At 75.0% G+C, this 17,359-nt stretch carries 12 protein-coding genes; 4 read left to right on the forward strand and 8 right to left on the reverse strand.

The genetic code is table 11. The annotated features are described in order from the left end of the window. Nucleotides 1–393: 393 nt before the first annotated feature. Nucleotides 394–1,809 carry an APC family permease gene (locus tag ACIQIB_RS31535; RefSeq protein WP_363611215.1) on the forward strand — a complete coding sequence of 472 codons (1,416 nt, stop codon included), beginning with the start codon at nucleotides 394–396 and terminating at the stop codon, nucleotides 1,807–1,809. A 75-nt stretch (nucleotides 1,810–1,884) separates the two neighbouring features. Here ACIQIB_RS31535 and ACIQIB_RS31540 read toward each other — a convergent pair whose 3' ends face one another. From ACIQIB_RS31540 to ACIQIB_RS31565, 6 genes are all read right to left on the reverse strand, one after another. Continuing rightward, complete coding sequence (locus ACIQIB_RS31540) at nucleotides 1,885–3,183, reverse strand: hypothetical protein (RefSeq protein WP_400659113.1); 1,299 nt, start codon at nucleotides 3,181–3,183, stop codon at nucleotides 1,885–1,887. A 100-nt stretch (nucleotides 3,184–3,283) separates the two neighbouring features. Continuing rightward, on the reverse strand, nucleotides 3,284–3,859 hold the full coding sequence (locus ACIQIB_RS31545) for a SigE family RNA polymerase sigma factor (RefSeq protein ID WP_363611211.1): 576 nt from the start codon (nucleotides 3,857–3,859) through the stop codon (nucleotides 3,284–3,286). Nucleotides 3,860–3,928: 69 nt separating this feature from the next. After that, complete coding sequence (mycP, locus tag ACIQIB_RS31550; RefSeq protein ID WP_400659110.1) at nucleotides 3,929–5,161, reverse strand: type VII secretion-associated serine protease mycosin; 1,233 nt, start codon at nucleotides 5,159–5,161, stop codon at nucleotides 3,929–3,931. Between the two features lie 117 nt (nucleotides 5,162–5,278). Continuing rightward, a complete protein-coding gene (locus ACIQIB_RS31555) occupies nucleotides 5,279–5,572 on the reverse strand; it encodes a WXG100 family type VII secretion target (protein ID WP_363611207.1) in 294 nt (97 codons plus the stop codon). A gap of 78 nt (nucleotides 5,573–5,650) precedes the next feature. Further along, nucleotides 5,651–5,950 carry a WXG100 family type VII secretion target gene (locus ACIQIB_RS31560; RefSeq protein ID WP_363611204.1) on the reverse strand — a complete coding sequence of 100 codons (300 nt, stop codon included), beginning with the start codon at nucleotides 5,948–5,950 and terminating at the stop codon, nucleotides 5,651–5,653. A 188-nt stretch (nucleotides 5,951–6,138) separates the two neighbouring features. Continuing rightward, a complete protein-coding gene (locus tag ACIQIB_RS31565) occupies nucleotides 6,139–7,818 on the reverse strand; it encodes a type VII secretion protein EccB (protein WP_363611202.1) in 1,680 nt (559 codons plus the stop codon). A 169-nt stretch (nucleotides 7,819–7,987) separates the two neighbouring features. On the opposite strand from ACIQIB_RS31565, the gene eccE reads away from it, so the two are divergent. The 3 genes from eccE (at nucleotide 7,988) to ACIQIB_RS31580 (ending at nucleotide 12,594) form a co-directional block, all read left to right on the forward strand. Next, nucleotides 7,988–9,385 carry a type VII secretion protein EccE gene (eccE, locus tag ACIQIB_RS31570; RefSeq protein ID WP_400659105.1) on the forward strand — a complete coding sequence of 466 codons (1,398 nt, stop codon included), beginning with the start codon at nucleotides 7,988–7,990 and terminating at the stop codon, nucleotides 9,383–9,385. Beyond that, complete coding sequence (locus tag ACIQIB_RS31575) at nucleotides 9,385–10,152, forward strand: hypothetical protein (protein ID WP_400762167.1); 768 nt, start codon at nucleotides 9,385–9,387, stop codon at nucleotides 10,150–10,152. Before eccE ends, ACIQIB_RS31575 begins: the two co-directional genes overlap by 1 nt. A 129-nt stretch (nucleotides 10,153–10,281) precedes the next feature. Beyond that, a complete protein-coding gene (locus tag ACIQIB_RS31580; RefSeq protein ID WP_400762169.1) occupies nucleotides 10,282–12,594 on the forward strand; it encodes an AAA family ATPase in 2,313 nt (770 codons plus the stop codon). An 84-nt stretch (nucleotides 12,595–12,678) separates the two neighbouring features. Here the strand turns inward: ACIQIB_RS31580 and ACIQIB_RS31585 are convergent, their stop codons facing one another. Further along, the gene (locus tag ACIQIB_RS31585) at nucleotides 12,679–13,623 is read right to left on the reverse strand and encodes a bifunctional riboflavin kinase/FAD synthetase (RefSeq protein ID WP_363611194.1); all 945 of its coding nucleotides are present in this window, start codon (nucleotides 13,621–13,623) and stop codon (nucleotides 12,679–12,681) included. A 66-nt stretch (nucleotides 13,624–13,689) separates the two neighbouring features. After that, nucleotides 13,690–17,223, reverse strand: a complete 3,534-nt coding sequence (locus ACIQIB_RS31590) for a serine protease (RefSeq protein WP_400762171.1) — start codon at nucleotides 17,221–17,223, stop codon at nucleotides 13,690–13,692. Nucleotides 17,224–17,359: the final 136 nt, after the last annotated feature.

Raw genomic sequence — 17,359 nt, forward strand, 5'->3', positions numbered from 1 at the left:
AAACGTTACCTAGATCTTTACGGCGTGTCGCTGCGGTTCCCGTTGCGACCTGGGAGGACGGCGGACACGGGAGGGGCGCCTGGGCAGTCGCTGCCACACCCCACCCCAGCCTTTGAATGGGCGCTTGCAACACTCCGTTCACCTTGGATTCAGGCACGGTGCGGCGAAAGTAACAAGTCGGACATGCATGACAATGACCGTGAGTGATCATCAGATCGCATGTTTATGCCGCTTGCCGCAACGGATTCCGAAGCAATTCCGCCATTGACGCAATCAATACGGCCAAGGTTCCATGGCGGCCAGGGAGCGTTCAGAACCAGGACCCAGAGCAGCCAGCCGGCGGAGGCGATACCGCTCCCTCTCCAGGACCGCACAGAGCCGATCGGAAGCCACATGACCGACACGCTTCGCCCACCACTCGCCGTAGCCCCCGCTGCGGCGACCGAGGGCGCAACCGCCTCCCCCCAGAAGCTCAAGCGCTCGATCGGCGTCGTGGGCGGCACCCTGCTCACGCTGTCCTGTGTCACCCCGGCCTCCACGCTCTTCGTGATCGTCCCGGAGCTGTTCTCCAGCATCGGCAGCGCCACCGCCCTGGCCATCGCGATCGGCTCGGTGCTCTGTATCGCCGTCGCCTTCTGCTACTCCGAGCTCGGCACCCTGATCCCCAGCGCCGGCGGCGAGTACGCGATGGTCGGCACCCTGGCCGGGCGACTGGCCGGCTGGCTGGTCTTCGTGCTCTCGCTGATCGTGGTGATGATCGTCCCCTCGGTGATCGCCCTGGGCACGGCCGACTACCTCGCCCCGGTGCTGCACGTCGACAAGGCGATCGCGGGCGCCGCGGTGATGCTGGCCGCCACCCTGGCCGGTCTGCTGGACCTGCGGGCCAACGCCTGGATCACCGGCATCTTCCTGGTCCTGGAGGTCATCGCCGCCGGTGTCGTCTCGGTGCTCGGCTTCGCCCACGCCAACGGCGACGCGCCCAGCCTGCTGCACGGCGTGGTCGCCGGCGAGGGCGGCGCCACCACCACGGTGAGCATCGGCGCCATCATCGGCGCACTCGGCATCGCGCTCTTCATCACCCAGGGCTTCTCCACCGCGGTCTACCTCTCCGAGGAACTGGAGAACCCGCGCCGCAACGTCTCCCGCACCGTGCTGTGGACGCTCGGCATCTCCGCCGCCGTCCTCCTGATCCCGGTCGCCGCCATCACCATGGGCGCCCCCGACCTGGCCACCCTCAGCTCCGGTGACATCTCCGGCATGGTCACGGCCTGGAGCAACTCCGCCGTCGGCACCTTCATCAGCCTCTGCGTGGCGCTGGCCATCATCAACGCCGGCATCGTCATGGTGATCCAGAACTCCCGGGTGCTGTTCGCCTCCGCCCGTGACAAGGCCTGGCCCGAGCCGGTCAACAAGGCCTTCGGCACCCTGGGCCGGTTCGGCTCCCCGTGGGTCGCCACCCTCGCCGTCGGCCTCCCCGGCGCCGCCCTCTGCTTCGTCCCGGGCGAGCTGCTCAGCAACATCACCGGCGTCGCCGTCACCGGGATGTACCTGCTGGTCGCGATCGCCGCGCTGCTCTCCCGCCGCGCCCACCACAAGCACGCCGCCGCCTGGCGGATGCCGCTGTGGCCGGCCGTCCCGGTGGTGCTGATCGCGCTGCTGGTCTACATCATCACCCAGCTGGACACCGAACCCCTGCTGTGGACCGGCGGCATCACCGCCGCCGCCACCCTCTACTGGCTGTTCTACCTGCGCCCCCGGCAGGACAGCCACTGGGTGATCAGCCTCCCCGAGGACGAGCAGCAGGCCTGAGACCCCACCCCTCCCCCACACGGCAGTGCCCCGGGCTCCCCCTGGCCCGGGGCACTGCCGTCTCCTACGGCGTGGTCACTTCCTGAGCTTCCACTGCGCACTGGTGGCGATCGCCCTGAGCTGGTCGAGGGTCAGTACGCCCGCGGTCCGACCGCCCTTGGCGGGGCCGGAACCGAGGGTGACCATGACCCGCAGGCCGCCCGGGTGGAGGGTGTCCACCATCGGCTGGGCCGAGCCCGCCTTGGCGGAACCAGGGCCGTACTCGACCACCTTCGTCCCGTCGGGCAGCGTGGTCGCGTCCTTGAACAGCTCCCCCAGCTGCGTGTCGCCGGCCTGCTTCGACCAGTTCTCGACCTTCAGGATCACCGGGCCGGTCGTGGTCCCGCTGCTCACCTGGAAGGTGGCGTAGATCTGGCTGCCGTCGCGGGCGGTCACGCGCGCCCCGGCGGGCAGCAGCCCGGCGAAGACGGCCTCGCGGTCCTCCAGCGAGAGGCCCGTGTCCAGCGGCTCGGTGTCGACCCCGTCGTACTGGACCGCCGCGACGATCCGGTCCCAGGACTTGTCAGTGGCCACGGACTTCAGCTGGTCGAGGCCGAGCGGCGGATTGCGGCGGCTGTCCGGCGCCCCCTTCTCCTGCGGCGAGTTCCACTCGCTCACCAGGATCTCCCGGCCGTCCGGCCCGGCCAGCTGCGCCAGCCACTGCTTGGTGTCGGCCCGGTGATCGGGGTACTCGTAGCCCTGGCTGAGCAGCAGCCGGGAACCGTCCGGCAGGACGGTGACGGCGCAGGAGTCGAGCCGGGCGGTCTTGAGGTCGGCCGGGCAGGTGCGCGGCTGCGACTGGCCCTTGCGGTGCTTCTGAATCGCGACCGAGATCAAGGACTTGCCCTGACCGTCGTCGAAAACCAGGTCCGCGGCCGCGAAGGTGCCGTTGCCCGGTCCGCTGCTGTCGTCGGTACCCCGCCCGGAACCGTTGGACACCGTCCCCTTCGGCAGCAGCGCCTTGAAGGTGGCCAGCACCTCGTCCCCGGTGATCACCGGCGGTTCGGCGGTCGCGGAGCCGGACGGCGTCGGGGAGGCGGAGCCCGTACCGCCTCCGGTCCCGGTGCCGCTGCCGGCCGCCGGCTCGGCGGCCGCGGTGAGCACCGTGCCGGCCGGGGAGTTCCCGGCGGAGCCGGAGAGGTACACCGCGCCGGTGGCCACCACGGCCAGGGCGGCCGTACCGCTCACCACCGCGGCGGCCGAGCGGCGGCGCCAGCGGCGGCGGCCACGGTCCAGGCCGCCGGAGACCAGCGGGGCCTGCTCGGTGCGGAAGCCTTCACCGGTACGGGTGAGGGCGTAGACGACGTCGTCTTCGAATCTGTCCTGCTCGGACATGGGTGATCACCGCTTCTTTCGGTCACGGGGTCGGTCGGTGGCGGAGCTCGGGCACTCAGCGGGCTCAGCGGGATCTACGGACTCAACGGGCCCGGTCGGCTCAGCGGGCGGCCAGCTCCGCGAACGAGTCGCCGAGCAGGCCGCGCAGCCGGGACAGCGCGCGGGAGGTACGGGTGCGCACCGCGCCGGAGGAGCACCGCAGCACCTCGGCGGTCTCCTCGACGCTGCGGTCCTCCCAGTAGCGCAGCACCAGCACCGCCCGGTCCTTGGCCGGCAGCCGGGCGAGCGCGCCGAGCAGCGTCAGCCGCAGCGTGCTGTCCGCCTCGCGCACCTCCGGTTCGGGGAGGTCACCGGTGGGGCGCTCGGTGCTGGAGCGGCGGCGCTGCTGGGCGAGAAAGGTGCGCACCATCACGGTGTGGGCGTACGCCCCGGGATTGACGATCCGGTCCCGTCCGCCGGTCCACGCGCTGCGGCGCCAGAGGACGTACATCCGGCCGAGGGCCTCCTGGACGAGGTCCTCCGCGTGGTGGGTGTCTCCGCTGGTCAGCAGGCAGGCCGAGCGGTACAGATGACCGGTCCGGCCCGACACGAGTTCCAGGAACTCCGCGTCCTTGGCCTGCCGTGTGGCGCCGATCCGCCGCATCCGTCCTGTCCCCCCGCCGACTGTCACTGACATCTTTTGGATGCGGTGAGCGGGGCCGGATGTTACAGACGGATCCGGATGGGTTTTCGAACGGCTCCCGGGTCAGTCCCCGGGGCTCCGACGGCGGTCCCTGAGCACCACGCCACCGCCGATGAGCAGCGCGACGAGCAGGCCTCCGACGGCCAGTACATAGGTCGCGGTGCGGCCGTCGCGGTCGGCCTGGGTCTCGCCGAGGCCGACCGGCCGCGGCACGATCGGGGCGGCGGCCAGCTCGACGGGGGTGTCCTCGGAAGCCTTCTCCGGTGCCACCTCGGGCGCCTTGGTGACGGCCTTCAGCGGGTCCACCACGCCCCAGCCGATGAAGCGGTTCGGGCCGTGCTCGGTGCGCTGCGCGGTCTGCTCGATCCAGGCGCGGACCTGCCGGGCCTTCCACTTCGGGTGGGCGCCGATCAGCAGCGCGGCGAGCCCGGACACGTACGGGGCGGCGAAGCTGGTGCCGTTGTCGACGCACTGGCCGCCCTTGGGGACGGTCGAGAGCATGTCGACACCGGGCGCGGCGACCTTCACGAACTCGCCGTACTGCGAGAAGCCCGCGCGCTCGTTGTTGCGGTCGGAGGCGCCGACGGCGAGCACGGTCGGGAAGGCCCCGGGATAGGTGTCGCCCTCCTTGCCGTCGTTGCCGGTCGAGGCGACGACCACGGCCTCCTTCGCCTCGGCGGCGTCGATGGCGGCCTTCAGCTCCGGATAGCCGGCGAAGGCCGTGCCGCCGGCGCCGCGCACGTCCTGCGAGATGTTGATGACCCTGGCACCGGCCTGCAGCGCCTTGTAGATCGCCTCGACGAGGGTGGAGACGTCGCCGCTGCCCTCGCTGTCGTTCTGACGGATCGACAGGATGGTCGCGCCGGGGGCCAGCCCGACGAAGCCGGTCCGGTCGCTGCGGGCGGCGGCGACGATGCCGGCCACCTTGGTGCCGTGGCCGACCGGGTCCTCCCTGCCGGTGCCGAGGACGGTGCCCTTCTCCTTGTCCTTCAGCAGCGAACCCCCGTCGACGACCTTGCCGGCCAGCTGCGGGTTCTGGTCGTCCACCCCGGTGTCGATCACCGCGACGGTGACGCCCGCGCCCGTGGTCTGCCCGCCCTGCCAGACCTCGTCGAGCACCACGCGCTGCAGCGCCCACGGCACGACCTGCACATTGGGCGCGGGGTTGGGGCAGTCGCCGGCGGCGGCCAGACCGGGCTGGGGTGCGTCGGCGGACGCCGGGGCGGCCAGCGGACCGCCCAGCACCGTGAGCGCGGCCAGCGTCGCGGCCGCCTTCCGGTATCTGACTCCGGACACCCTGCCACCCCTCATGTCGTCCACCCGTGATCGCGTGCCAGGGGCGGGTGCCCGGATGCCGGGCACCCGCCCCTCGCGGCGGAGTCGCTCACCGCCCCGGCCGGGGCGGGACCCTCGTCAGCCCCAGAGGCCGGCGTTGCTCCGCTCGGTGGCGTTGTAGCTGTCCGCGGCCTTGTCCAGCGAGCCGGCGATCTGGGTCAGGACCTGCTGCAGGTGCGTGGCGCGCTGGTCCCACTTCGCCTGGTGGGCCTGGTAGCCCTGCTGGGCCGCGCCCTCCCAGCTGGAGGCGATCTTGTTGACGCCGCTCTTCAGCTCCTCCAGCTGGCTCTCGATCCGCTTCGCGGTGGCGCGCACGTCGGCGCCGGCCTGCTTGACGGTTTCGAAGTTAACGAGAATGTGCGAGTCGGACACGATGTCTCCTTGTCGAGGATCCGGAGCACCCCGTCATCGACCGGGGCGCTCCGACGGATGGCCGGTCAGAGCGAGGAATCAGACCTTGCCGGCACTGAACTGGGCCTGCTGGTCCGCGTCGGTGGCCGAGTACTGCTTGGTCGTCAGCTCGATCGCGCTCTTGATCGCCCGCAGTGACTTGTTGAGCTCGACCGCGTCCTCGTTGAACTGCGCCTGGAGGCCCTTGTAGGCGGTGGCCGCCTGGCCCTGCCACCCGCCGGTGATGTTGGTCACCAGCTGGTCCAACGCGCGGATCTCGCCCTCGATCTGGCCGATGACCTGATCCATGTGCTTGGCGAACGCCAGCATCTCCTGAGCGGTCGTCTTGAACTGACCCATGCTCTACCGTCCCCCATGAGACAGACATTGTGTCCGGGGGGCCTTCCCGGCCCGCCCGTCGCATCACCCGTGTGATGCCCAGCAGCACTGTAGTCGGCACACGCAGCTCACCCAACCCCGGCCGGACGGCGGTTACCGGACCATGACACCGGACCGGGTCCGCCAATTCCCCTGCCGGGCAGGGCGGGTCAGGCGTTCTGCTGCTGCGCCGCGCTCCTGGCGTTGAGCGCCGGTCCGGCCGGCACCAGGTTCGACCACTCCCGGGGGACCGGCACGGGCTGCACGCCCTGGTAGCCGAGCCGGGCCTGGTTGCCGCCGGCCTCCTCCTGCGGCTGCGGCTGCTGCGGTGCCGCGGCCGGCGTACTGGGCGCCGTCGACGGCGCCTTGGGCGTGCCGCTCTGGCCGGGCTGCGCGGCCGTCCCGGCCTTGCCGCCGTCGCCGTTGGCGGGGACCGAGTAGCGCAGGCCGGTCTCGGTGATCAGGAAGTCGCTGCCGGAGCCGCCGGTCCCGTTGTCCAGCGCGCGGTAGAACAGGCCGTGACCGGGCGTCACATGTGCCGACCCGGCGCCGTTGCTGTACTGCGCCGGGTAATCCTGCCCCGCCCAGACGCTGCGCCGGGGCGTCTTGCCGTCCTCGGCGACCCCGTCGAAGGTGCTGCAGACGACCTTGCGCGCCCCGGCGGGCGCCTGCCAGTTGTTGGCCGGCGCGCCCGTCCTGAGCGGCCAGTCCTCGCCCGGGTTCTTCAGCCTGGTGCCGTTGCCGTACGTCGCGTGGTCGGCCGGGGTGAGCTCGTCGATCCGCGGCTGCTTGTCCTGGTCGAACTTGTAGAGGCCCTGATACGCCGGGTTCTGACGGATCAACTGCGCCTCGAACGGCGTGACCAGGAACAACTGGGTCTTTCCGACGACGTAGTTGCGGTCGCCGTAACGCACCAGCCGACCGACCTTGCGGTCCGCCTGGTTCTCCAGCGCCACCGAGGAGTTGGGCGCCTGCGGCTCCGCGGCCACCCCCTCTACCTGCGGGAACTGGATCGCGCTGCCGGTCGCCAGGGTGTCCAGCCACTCCCGCTTCACCCGCTGCGGCTCCGCGTTGGGTCCGAAGATCGCCGTTATCAGCGACCTCTTCTCCTTGTCCTCCGTCTGGGTGCCACCGATGGCGTGCTTACGGCCCTGCGCGTCCACCAGGTAGATGTTCAGGGTGCTCTGCTTGAGCGGCGGCTCACCCGGGCCCGGCTGCGCGGCCACCTGCTGCTCGTCCTTCTGCTGCACCAGCAGCGCCTGGTCGGTGTCCAGGATCCGGTCCTTGGCCTCCAGCGCCGCGGCCTCGGCACCGGCCGCCACGAACACCGCCTGGTTGACGGTCTCCTGCTTGTCGTCCGAGCCGGGGCGGTCGCAGACCGACCACTTCATCGGCCTGCTCGCGTTGTCCTTGGTGGGCAACTTGTCCGGCGCGTACGGGATGCCGATCGTCGGACCGTGGTTGGGGTACTTGTCGAGGACCTCGTCGGCGACCACCACCACCTTGGCGTCCACCGGCAGCACCAGCCGCGCCGAGGACATGTTGAGCACCTGGTGGAGCCGCTTGGTCCGGCCGTCCGGATCGGTCAGCACCACGTACCGGGTGGTCGAACTCTTGCCCTGGACGACGTTCTTGCCGTCGTCCCAGTTCACCGGCGCACTCGGCTTGAAGACCCCCCAGACCCCGAACCCGCCGACCACCAGGGCCGCCACGACGACGCTCGGCAGGATCGCCTTGACCGGACGCGGCGCGTCCTCGTCACTTCCGCCGCCCCCGGGCAGCAGGAAGGCCCCGACCGTGCGCTTGCGCGCGAAGGTGTAGGCGTTCAGCTCGTCGCGGCGCGATGCCATGCTCGTCGTCTCCCCTGTCTGACCGACATACCCCGTGGTCCGCACCCGCCGGGCGAGAGCACCCTCGAACCCTCTACGATGCGGCAGCAGACGGTGAGTACGGTACGGGTACGGTTCGCGAACCGGCCAGCCGGGCCGCGACAACTGATCAGAGAGGGCCACTCGGGGGATGCCAAGCCAGACCGCTCCAGGAGGCCGCAGCACGGCACCGGGCAGGGGGGCGCGCCGCCCCGGCCACCGGGCGCAGCGCGAGCCGGGCCCGGCCACCGCGCCCGCGCCCGCCGACGGCCCCGGCGCCCCCGTCCCGGTACGGGTCCACCCCAGGCCCGGGCTGCTCGGCGGGCGGCTGAGGCTCCAGCAACTCGTGCTGGTCGAGGTCGCGGTGGCGCTCGTGGCGGTCGGATGGACGATCAGCAGGCCGGTCGCCGGCGCCTTCGGCGCGGTCGCGCTGGCGCTGGTCGTGCTCGCCGTCGTCCCGCTGCGCGGCCGCACCATCCCCGAGGCGCTGCGGGTGCGCGCCGCCCTGAAGGCCCGTCGGAAGCAGGCCCGCACCAGCACGCTCCCGGCCGGCACCGACCCGGCCCTCGCCCCGGCGCTGGAGCTGGAACCCGCGCTGCGCACCTGCACCCACGCCACCGAGACCGACCTCGGCGGCCGCCCGGTGCGCCGCGAGACCGGCATGGTCGGCGACGGCACCTTCCTCAGCTCGGTGCTGCTCGTCCAGGCCAAGGACCAGCCGCTGCGCCCGGTGCGGACCGCGCTGCCGCTGCCGCTGGACGTGATCTGCTCGGCCCTGCGGGTGGACGACATCACGCTGGAGTCGGTCCAACTGGTCCAGCACACCCAGCCGGCGCCCGCGCCGCACCTGCCCGAACAGTCGCTGGCCACCCGCGCCTACCAGGAGCTCCCGGCCGGCACCACCACCCCCGGACTGCGGCTGACCTGGGTGGCGCTCAAGCTCGACCCCGAGCGGGCCGCCACCGCCGTCCGGGCCCGGGGCGGTGGCGAGGAGGGCGCCCGCAAGGCCCTCCAACGGGTCACCGACCAGCTGGCCGGCCGGCTCAACAGCGCCGGTTTCCACGCGACCGTGCTGGACGAACGCGAGCTGATCGCCGCACTCTCCATCTCCACCTGCGCCAACCCGCTCGCCGTGGCCGGACGACAGGGCACGGCGAGCGGCGGCGGCAGCGGCCGCCGGACCCAGGAGGGCAACCGGTTCTGGCGGATCGACGACCGCTGGCACAGCACCTACTGGATCTCCCGGTGGCCGCAGCTCAGCCGGCCGGGCGGCGCCCCCGGGCGGATCGCCGCCCCCGACCTGGTCAACCTGGTCACCGGCACCCCCGCGCTGGCCAGCACCTTCAGCCTGACCGCCGGGCACGGCACCGGCGGCTCGGTGACGATCAGCGGGCACGTCCGGCTGACCGGGCGCAGCGAGAGCGAGGTGGTCCAGGTCGGGCGGCTGGTGGAGGCGCGCGCGCAGGGCGTCGGCCTCGGCCTGTCCCGGCTCGACCTGGAGCAGGCCCCCGGCCTGCTCGCCACCCTGCCCCTGGGAGGGACCTCCTGATGGCGTACCAGACCTATCCCGTCCCCGGTCCGCAGCCCGGCGCCGAACAGCACCCGGTCCGGCCCCGCGTCCTGCCCGGCTTCGGGCTGCGCGGCCCGCGCCGGGAGAAGCACGTCCTGACCGCCGAGGACCTCGGTGCGCTCTCCTTCCCGGTCGGTGACGACGGGGTGGTGATCGGCGAGGACCCGCAGGGGCAGCCCGCCGTCCTCGGCCTGTTCCGGCCCACCGCGTACGACCTGGTCCTGGTCGGCGGGGTCTGGACGGCGCAGGTCATCGCGTTGCGGGCGGCCGCCACCGGCGCCCGGGTCGCCGTCGAGACCGGCCGCGCGCAGCTGTGGGGCCCGATGGCGCAGGCCGCCGGCGGCGGGCAGCCGTGTGTGACGGTCCACCAGGTCGGCCGCCTCGGCCCGCAGGGCGCCTCGGTGGCCTCCCCGGTGCTGGTGGTGCGCGACCTCGGCGCCCGGCCGCCGCGCGGCCGGCTCTCCGCCGCGCCCTGGCAGACCACCCTGACCCTGCTGCCGTACCTGGGGCCCAACGCGGGCCGGGTGCTCAACTCCGCCGACCTGGTCGGGGTGCAGCGGGTCTCCCCGCAGGAGGCCGAGCTGATCGGCCGGGTGCTCTCGCTCGACCCGCAGGACGTCACCGCGCTGCCCGGCCTCGGCGAGGACCTGACGCTCTGGGCGACCCGGATGCGCCGTCAGTATGTGCGGACCGTCCCCGGGCCGGCCGAGCAGCAGGTCCTGGGCGCTCCGCGGCGGATGGACTGAGGCCGCGCGCCGGGGTCGCGGGCCCGGACCGGATGAGACTCCGCCTTCATCGGAAGGTGGCTCACGGCCTAGTCTTTGATGCGGCAACGGCACCGCGAAAGAGCGGCGGCGAACACGAGGGAGCCCTAGGTGAGCAGCGATCGGGACGGCGTCTACGTCGGCGACAACGCGGCGGAGGACGACGACGACTGGTCCGACACGCCTGACTACACTCCCCCGTCCTGGTACGTGCAGACGGAGTCCGCGGCGGCTCCGGCGGCCGAGCCCGCGAGCGGTGCCCCGACGGCGCCGGGGCCGGCGCCCGGGCCGCCGGGCGGGGCCGGCGCTCCGGCGGCGGGGGGCGGTCAGGCCGCGTCCGCGCCGGTGGCGGTGCCCGTCCCGGATCCCGTGCCCGCACCCGCGCCTGCGCCTGCCGCCGCCCCGGTACCGGCCGGGCCGGCCGCGCAGTTCGTCCTCCCGGCGGACGGTCCCGCCGCGCCGCCGGCCGCCGCTGTTCCGGCTCCGGCTCCCGCACCGGTGCCCGTGCCGGAGGCGGTCCCGGCCCCTGCCCCCGCGCCCGCGCCTCAGGTCGAGGCGCAGCAGGTCCCGTTCGCCACGCCGACGGCTCCCGCGCCGGCCCCGGCGCCCCCGCCCGCTCCGGAGCACCCGCAGGCCCCGGCCCAGCCCTGGCCGCCGACGGACCCCGCGGCGTACCAGCAGCCGGGCCCGGCCCAGCCGCCCGTCGCCCAACCGCCCGTCGCGCAGCCCCCGGCCCCGCAGCAGGCGCAGCCGTACGCCGACCCGTACGCCCCGCAGCCGTACCCGCAGCAGGCCTACCCGCAGCAGGCCCAGCCGCCGCAGCCGCACCCCCAGGACCAGCAGGCCCCCGCCTGGGCCACCCCGCAGGCCGCGGCCCCGCAGGCGCCCCAGGCTCCCGGCCCGCAGGCCGCCCCGGTCGACCCGCGCCAGGGCGGCTGGCCGCAGCCGGCCGCGTACCAGCAGCCGCTCCCGCACCAGCAGGCCCAGCCGCCGGGCCCGGGCCAGCCGTGGCAGCAGCAGTCCGGCGTCCCGCAGGCGCCCGCCGCGTTCCAGCAGTCCGCCGCCCCGCAGCAGGTCGCGCACGGCGCGCCGCTCGGCTACACCGCCGCCGTCGAGCTGTCCTCGGACCGCCTGCTGCGCAGCCAGCCGAAGCAGCAACGCCAGCAGCCGCGCTTCCAGTTCGGCGGCAAGGCCGCCGCGGCCGAGCGCAACCGCAAGCTGGAGATCATCCGCACCCCGGTGCTGAGCTGCTACCGGATCGCCGTGATCAGCCTCAAGGGCGGCGTCGGCAAGACCACGACCACCACCGCGCTGGGCGCGACCCTGGCCAGCGAGCGCCAGGACAAGGTGATCGCGATCGACGCCAACCCGGACGCCGGCACCCTCGGCCGCCGGGTCAAGCGCCAGACCGGCGCGACCATCCGCGACCTGGTGACGGCCATCCCGCACCTGCGCAGTTACATGGACATCCGTCAGTTCACCTCGCAGGACCTGAACTCGGGCCTGGAGATCCTGGCGAACGACGTCGACCCGGCCGTCTCGACGACCTTCAACGACTCGGACTACCGGCAGGTCATCGACGTCCTGGGCCGCCAGTACCCGATCATCCTGACCGACTCCGGCACCGGCCTGCTCTACAGCGCGATGCGCGGGGTGCTGGACCTGGCCGACCAGCTGATCATCGTCTCGACGCCGAGCGTGGACGGCGCCTCCAGCGCCTCGACCACCCTGGACTGGCTCTCCGCCCACGGCTACGCCGACCTGGTGCAGCGCAGCATCACGGTGGTGTCCGGGGTGCGCGAGACCAGCAAGATGATCAAGGTCGAGGACATCGTCGCGCACTTCCAGACCCGGTGCCGGGGCGTGGTCGTGGTCCCGTTCGACGAGAGCCTGGCGGCCGGCGCCGAGGTCAACCTCGACATGATGCGGCCCAAGGTCCGCGAGGCCTACTTCGACCTGGCCACCCTCGTCGGCGAGGACATCATCCGCGCCCACCAGGCCGCCGCCCAGCAGCAGGCCGGCTGGCAGCAGCAGGCCCAGCAGGGCACCGCGCCCTACCCGGGCCAGGCCCAGCCCTACCCGGACCCGCAGCAGCAGCCCTACCCGCAGCAGGCCCCGCCGCCGTACCAGCAGGCTCCCGGCGGCCACCAGGGCGGCGCGCCCGCGCCCGGCGCGCCGTGGGCCCCGCCGCCGGGCCAGGCCCCGCCGCCCCCGCCCGGTTACGGCTACCCGCAGCCGGGCGCACAGCCACCCCAGCCGGGCTGGCAGCAGCAGCCCCCGCCGCCGCCCGTCGGCTACGGCTACCCGCCCTCCTGGCCCGCCGCCGGACCGGAGGGGCCCAGGCCCGACGACCGGCAGCCCCCGCCGCCCGCACCGCCCGCCGGATACGGCTACCCGCCGCCGCCCCAGCAGCCGCAGCAGTGACGCACGAGGGCCCGCCGACCGTACGGAACGGTCGGCGGGCCCTCGTGCGCGCCCGTACGACGGGCCGCGCCCGAAGCGCGTCGGTCAGAGCCCGTCGGTCAGCTCGCGGGCCTGCTTGACGTCGTCGGCCATCCGGTCCAGCAGCGCCTCGATGGAGTCGAACTTCTCCATCCCGCGCAGATAGGCGAGGAAGTCGACGGCCACGTGCAGCCCGTACAGGTCCAGGCCGACCCGGTCGATGGCGTAGGCCTCGACGGTGCGGGCGGTGCCGTCGAAGGTCGGGTTGGTACCCACCGAGATCGCGGCGGGCATCCGCTCCCCGTCGGCCGTCAGCCAGCCCGCGTAGACGCCGTCGGCCGGGACGGCGCTGTGCGGCACCGTCTCCACATTGGCCGTCGGGTAGCCCAGCTCGCGGCCGCGCTGCGCGCCGCGCACCACCACGCCCTCGACCCGGTGCGGGCGGCCCAGCACCTCACCCGCGCCGGCCATGTCGCCGGCCGCGACCAGCCGCCGGGTCAGCGTGGACGAGAACGGCTCGCCGTCCCCGGCCGTGCCGCGCACCTGGAGGTCGACGACCTCGACGTCGAAGCCGGCCGCCCGGCCCAGCTCGGCGAGGAGCGCCACGTCGCCGGCCGCCCGGTGCCCGAAACGGAAGTTCGGTCCCTCGATGACACCGCGCGCGTGCAGCGCGTCCACCAGCACCTGCTGGACGAAGGTCTCCGGGGCCTCCTGCGAGAACTCGGCGGTGAACGGCAGCACCAGGACGGCGTCCACCCCGAGCTCCTCGATCAGCTCGGCCCGGCGCGGCTGCGGGGCGAGCAGCGCCGGGTGGCTGCCCGGGCGGACGACCTCGCTCGGGTGCGGGTCGAAGGTGACCACGACCGAGCGGACCCCGAGCTCACGGGCGCGCCCGACCGCCCGGTTGATGATCAGCTGGTGCCCGCGGTGCACACCGTCGAACGAGCCGATGGTGACGACGCTGCGCCCCCAGTCGGCGGGGATCTCCTCCAGGCCACGCCAGCGCTGCACCCTGACCGCTCCTTGATCCGTACGGCGCGTACCTTCTGTACGCTCAAACGCTCAAAACCCGAACCCCTATAGCGTGCCATGCGCCTGCCCCTGGTTCGGCACCGGAATGCGGGTTGGGCGTACCGGCGGCTGTCCGGACCGCTGGGCGGTTGTGCGTTCGGCCTCGGCGGCGGCGTACCGCGGGTCACGGCCGGCCGCCACCAGGCCCCGCATCCTGGCCGTCCGGGGCCCGCCGGGCGCGGCCGGGGCGCCGCCGTCCGGCCACCGCGCCAGCAGCAGTGCGAAGGCCGCCGAGCGGCCGGCGCAGCGCACCAGCAGGTCGTCCGCCGCCGGCAGTGCGGCCGCCGCCCGGACCAGCACCGCCCGGGCCCGCTCCGGGCGCTCGGCCGCGCAGTGCTCGGCCAGCCGCTCCACGACGGCGGTCAGCACCACCGGGTCGCCCTCGGTGACCAGCAGGGTGTCCAGCAGTTCGCACCGCAGGGCGTCCGCGCCGGCCTCGGCGACGGGGGCCGACAGCACCTCCGCGAACGGCCGGCGGACGGCCGCCGCCGGAGCCGCCAGCGCGCTGCCGAGCAGCACCCGCAGCTCCAGCCGGGCGACCGGCCCGGCGGCGCCGCGCTCCAGCCGGCGGCCCAGGTAGTCCACCGCGATCGGCCCGGCCAGGGCCGGACGCTCCCTCAGCAGCCGGGCGGCCAGCTCGGCGCCCCGCCGGACGGCCAGCGGCGAGCGGGCGTCGGCCAGCACCCGCAGGGTTTCGGCGACCGCCGCGCCGGGCTCGGGCAGCCGGTCCGCGAGGGCGGCGAGGACGGCGTCCGGGTCGCTCTCCAGCGCCGGGGCCAGCGCACGTGCGGTGAGAAAGGGGTCACCGCCGCTCCGGTAGCGGGCCAGGGCCGCCGGGAGGTGGGCGGCCCTGGTTCCGCCGTCCCGGACCAGCAGGGCGAGCGCGGCGCCGTGCAGGCCGGGCTCCTCCTCGCGGGCGAGCAGCGTCAGCGCGGTGAACCGCAGCAGCCGCTCCGCGGCGCCGTGCGCGTGCGGGGCGGCGCGCAGGGCGTGCACGGCGGCGGCGACGTGGCGGGCCGGGCGCCGGTCGTGGCTCCAGCGGTCCACCGCCCGGCAGAGCGCGGAGGGCTCCTCGGCGGCGAGGACGGTGAGCAGCGCGTCCGCCCTCGGGTGCGCGGCGTCGGCGAGGGCCTCCGTCAGATCGTCCAGCGCGAGGCTGCGGTGGGCGTACAGCAGGTCGTGGGCGAGGTCGGCGAGGGTGGTACCGGGGCGGGCGGGCAGGCCGTGCGGGTCGTCGAACCAGCCGCACAGGTGCGGGATCACGGCGGCCGGGTCGGTGCGCAGCCGGGCGGTCACCACGGCCAGGAACGGCTGCCCGGGTCCGTCCGCGGTGACCAGCCGGCGCAGCAGCTCCAGTTCGAGGCCGGCGGGCAGCCCGAGGCCGGTCCAGAACGCCGGGCCGAACCGGCCCAGGCCGTCCTCCGGCAGCCGTTCGAACCCGCCTGCGGCGGCGGCGTGTTCGGCGATCCGTCCGGCCAACTGGGCAAGCAGGGCGCGGTGTTCGGTGATGTCCGGGCTGGCCGCCAGCCCGGCGGCCAGCAACCGGCCCGCCCACCAGCCGGGTTCGCTGCCGGGCGGCCGGAGGTCCAGGGCCCGCCAGAGCCGGTGCAGCCAGGGGTCGAGGGCGGGCGCGCCCCAGGTCTCGGCCGGTCGCCGGAGCGCGGCCACCACCGGGCCGATCCGGTGCCGGGGGACGCCCGGGCCGCCGCCCGGCGGCCGGGTGTCCTCGGCCTCGCCCAGCAGCAGCCGCAGCGCCGCGTCCAGGTCCAGGTGCAGGCCCTGCAGCCAGTCGGACAGTTCGCCGTGCGCGAGCCGGTAGCCGGGACCGGCGGGCACGAACAGGCCCTCCGCCAGCACCGCCGTCGCCCAGCCGCCGGCGGCTGGGAACAGTTCCTCGAACGCCGCCCGGCCGAGGCCGCCCTGCTCCGCGCCGAGCATCCGCCGGGACGCCTCGTGCACCCGGCCGGCCACCGCCGCCGCCAGCCGCCGCACCCGGCCGTGCCCGGGGCCGGGCGGCCGGGCGCTGCCCCGCCGGTGGGCGCCCGGGCGGCGGAGGCCACCGTCCTCGGCGAGCCGCTGGGCCACCCGCAGGCAGCGCAGGTCGAGGTGGGCCGCGAACAGCTCGCCCCGGCGCACCGGCTGGCCGCGCAGGCCCTCCGCCCACAGCTCCCCGGCCAGCCGGACGGCCAGCGGGTGCCGGGCGTCCCCCGGGGAGAGCAGGCCGGGCGGCACCCCGTACCGCCGCCGCACCCGGTCGGCCGCCTCGGCGGGCAGCGGGCCCAGCGGGTGGACGACCGAGGCGGCCGCCAACCCGCCCGAGGCATCCGGCACTTGGACGCCTGCCGGGACCGCCGCAAGCCGTTCCCAGGCCTCCTCCCCGCAGGCCGTCAGCAACCGCGCGCCGCAGGCCGTCAGCCACTCCCCCGCTGCCCGCAGCCAGGGGGCGCCGAGCGGGGCCGGGGCCTCCTCGGGACCGTCCAGAACCACCAGCAGCGGCCGCCCCGCCGCCGTGCAGAGCTCCGCCACGGCGGCCGGTCCCGGCGGCGGGGTGCCCAGCTCCGCCGCCGCCAGAGCCAGTGCGCGCTCCACCGCGTCGGCGAGTGAGGCGTCCTCGGCCCGCAGGTCGGCGCCGCGCAGCCAGAGCGTGGGCAGCGGGTGGGCGCCGTCGGCACGGCGGACGGCGAGCGCGGCGAGTTCGGTGGTGCGGCCGCTGCCGGCCGGGCCGGCCAGGGCGGTGACCGTCGCCGACGGCTCCTCCCCGGCCAGGCCGTCCGGACGGTCCACCCGGTCGGCGGCGAGGGCGGCCACCCGGCCCGGGCCGGCGCCGGCGGCCGCCAGCCGGGCGGCGGTCAGCCGCAGCACCCCGGCGAGGTTGAGCGCGGTGCCGTACGCCGGGACGCCGACCGCGTTCCGGGCCAGCGCCGCCAGCAGTTCCGGCGCGGGCTCCCCCGGCCCGCCGGTCGCGGGTACGGCCGGCAGCGCGCCGGCCCGCCCGGGGCCGCGCAGGGCGGGCGCGGCGAGGCCGACCACCGCGCCGCTGCGGGCGTCCAGCACCGGCGCCCCGGCCGGCACCAGCACGCCGTCGGCGGCCGGCACATCGAGCAGCAGTACCCCGCCGAGCAGGTGGAAGCCGCCCGGCCGGGCGTAGCCGGCGGCGGTGACCCCCAGGGCGTCGCAGCGCAGGGCCACCGCCGTGTCGTCCCCGGTCAGCCCGGGCACCACCGGTTCGGGCCCGCCGCCCGCCGCCGCGACCGGCAGTGGCGGTACCGGCAGCCCGCCGACGGCGTCGGTGCGCAGCAGGGCGAGCCCGTGCCCGGGCAGCGGCAGGACGCTCTCCGGGCCGAGGACGCGGGTCTGGCCGCCGGGGGTGTGCAGGACGACCCGGTCGAGGCCCGCGACACTCTCGTGCGCGGTCAGGACGGTGCCCTGCGGGTCGACGACGAACCCCAGCCCGTGCAGCCGTCCGCCGAGGTCGCGGATCCGCAGCAGGTACCGCCCCGGATCGTCCGCCACCTCGTCGCCGTCCAGGAATCCCGGCATGCGCGCAGCCCTCCCCGCAGGGCCGGGCGGCCCGGGGGCGGACGCGTCACGGCGACCTGCTCGCCGCCGGGGAGCCTGCCCGCCGCAGGCGCGGCCCGACCGCGCCTGCGCCGTTCACCACCGGCGTTCACCTCGC

Origin of the sequence: Kitasatospora sp. NPDC092286 (assembly GCF_044755565.1) — a bacterium.
In the GTDB taxonomy this organism is placed as follows: Bacteria; Actinomycetota; Actinomycetes; order Streptomycetales; family Streptomycetaceae; genus Kitasatospora.

Coding starts and splice junctions, on each gene's coding strand:
- ACIQIB_RS31565 (WP_363611202.1), bottom strand. CDS start 7,818: ATGGCATCGCGCCGCGACGAGCTGAACGCCTACACCTTCGCGCGCAAG.
- ACIQIB_RS31540 (WP_400659113.1), bottom strand. CDS start 3,183: ATGTCCGAGCAGGACAGATTCGAAGACGACGTCGTCTACGCCCTCACC.
- ACIQIB_RS31535 (WP_363611215.1), top strand. CDS start 394: ATGACCGACACGCTTCGCCCACCACTCGCCGTAGCCCCCGCTGCGGCG.
- ACIQIB_RS31545 (WP_363611211.1), bottom strand. CDS start 3,859: ATGTCAGTGACAGTCGGCGGGGGGACAGGACGGATGCGGCGGATCGGC.
- ACIQIB_RS31575 (WP_400762167.1), top strand. CDS start 9,385: ATGGCGTACCAGACCTATCCCGTCCCCGGTCCGCAGCCCGGCGCCGAA.
- ACIQIB_RS31560 (WP_363611204.1), bottom strand. CDS start 5,950: ATGGGTCAGTTCAAGACGACCGCTCAGGAGATGCTGGCGTTCGCCAAG.
- eccE (WP_400659105.1), top strand. CDS start 7,988: ATGCCAAGCCAGACCGCTCCAGGAGGCCGCAGCACGGCACCGGGCAGG.
- ACIQIB_RS31590 (WP_400762171.1), bottom strand. CDS start 17,223: ATGCCGGGATTCCTGGACGGCGACGAGGTGGCGGACGATCCGGGGCGG.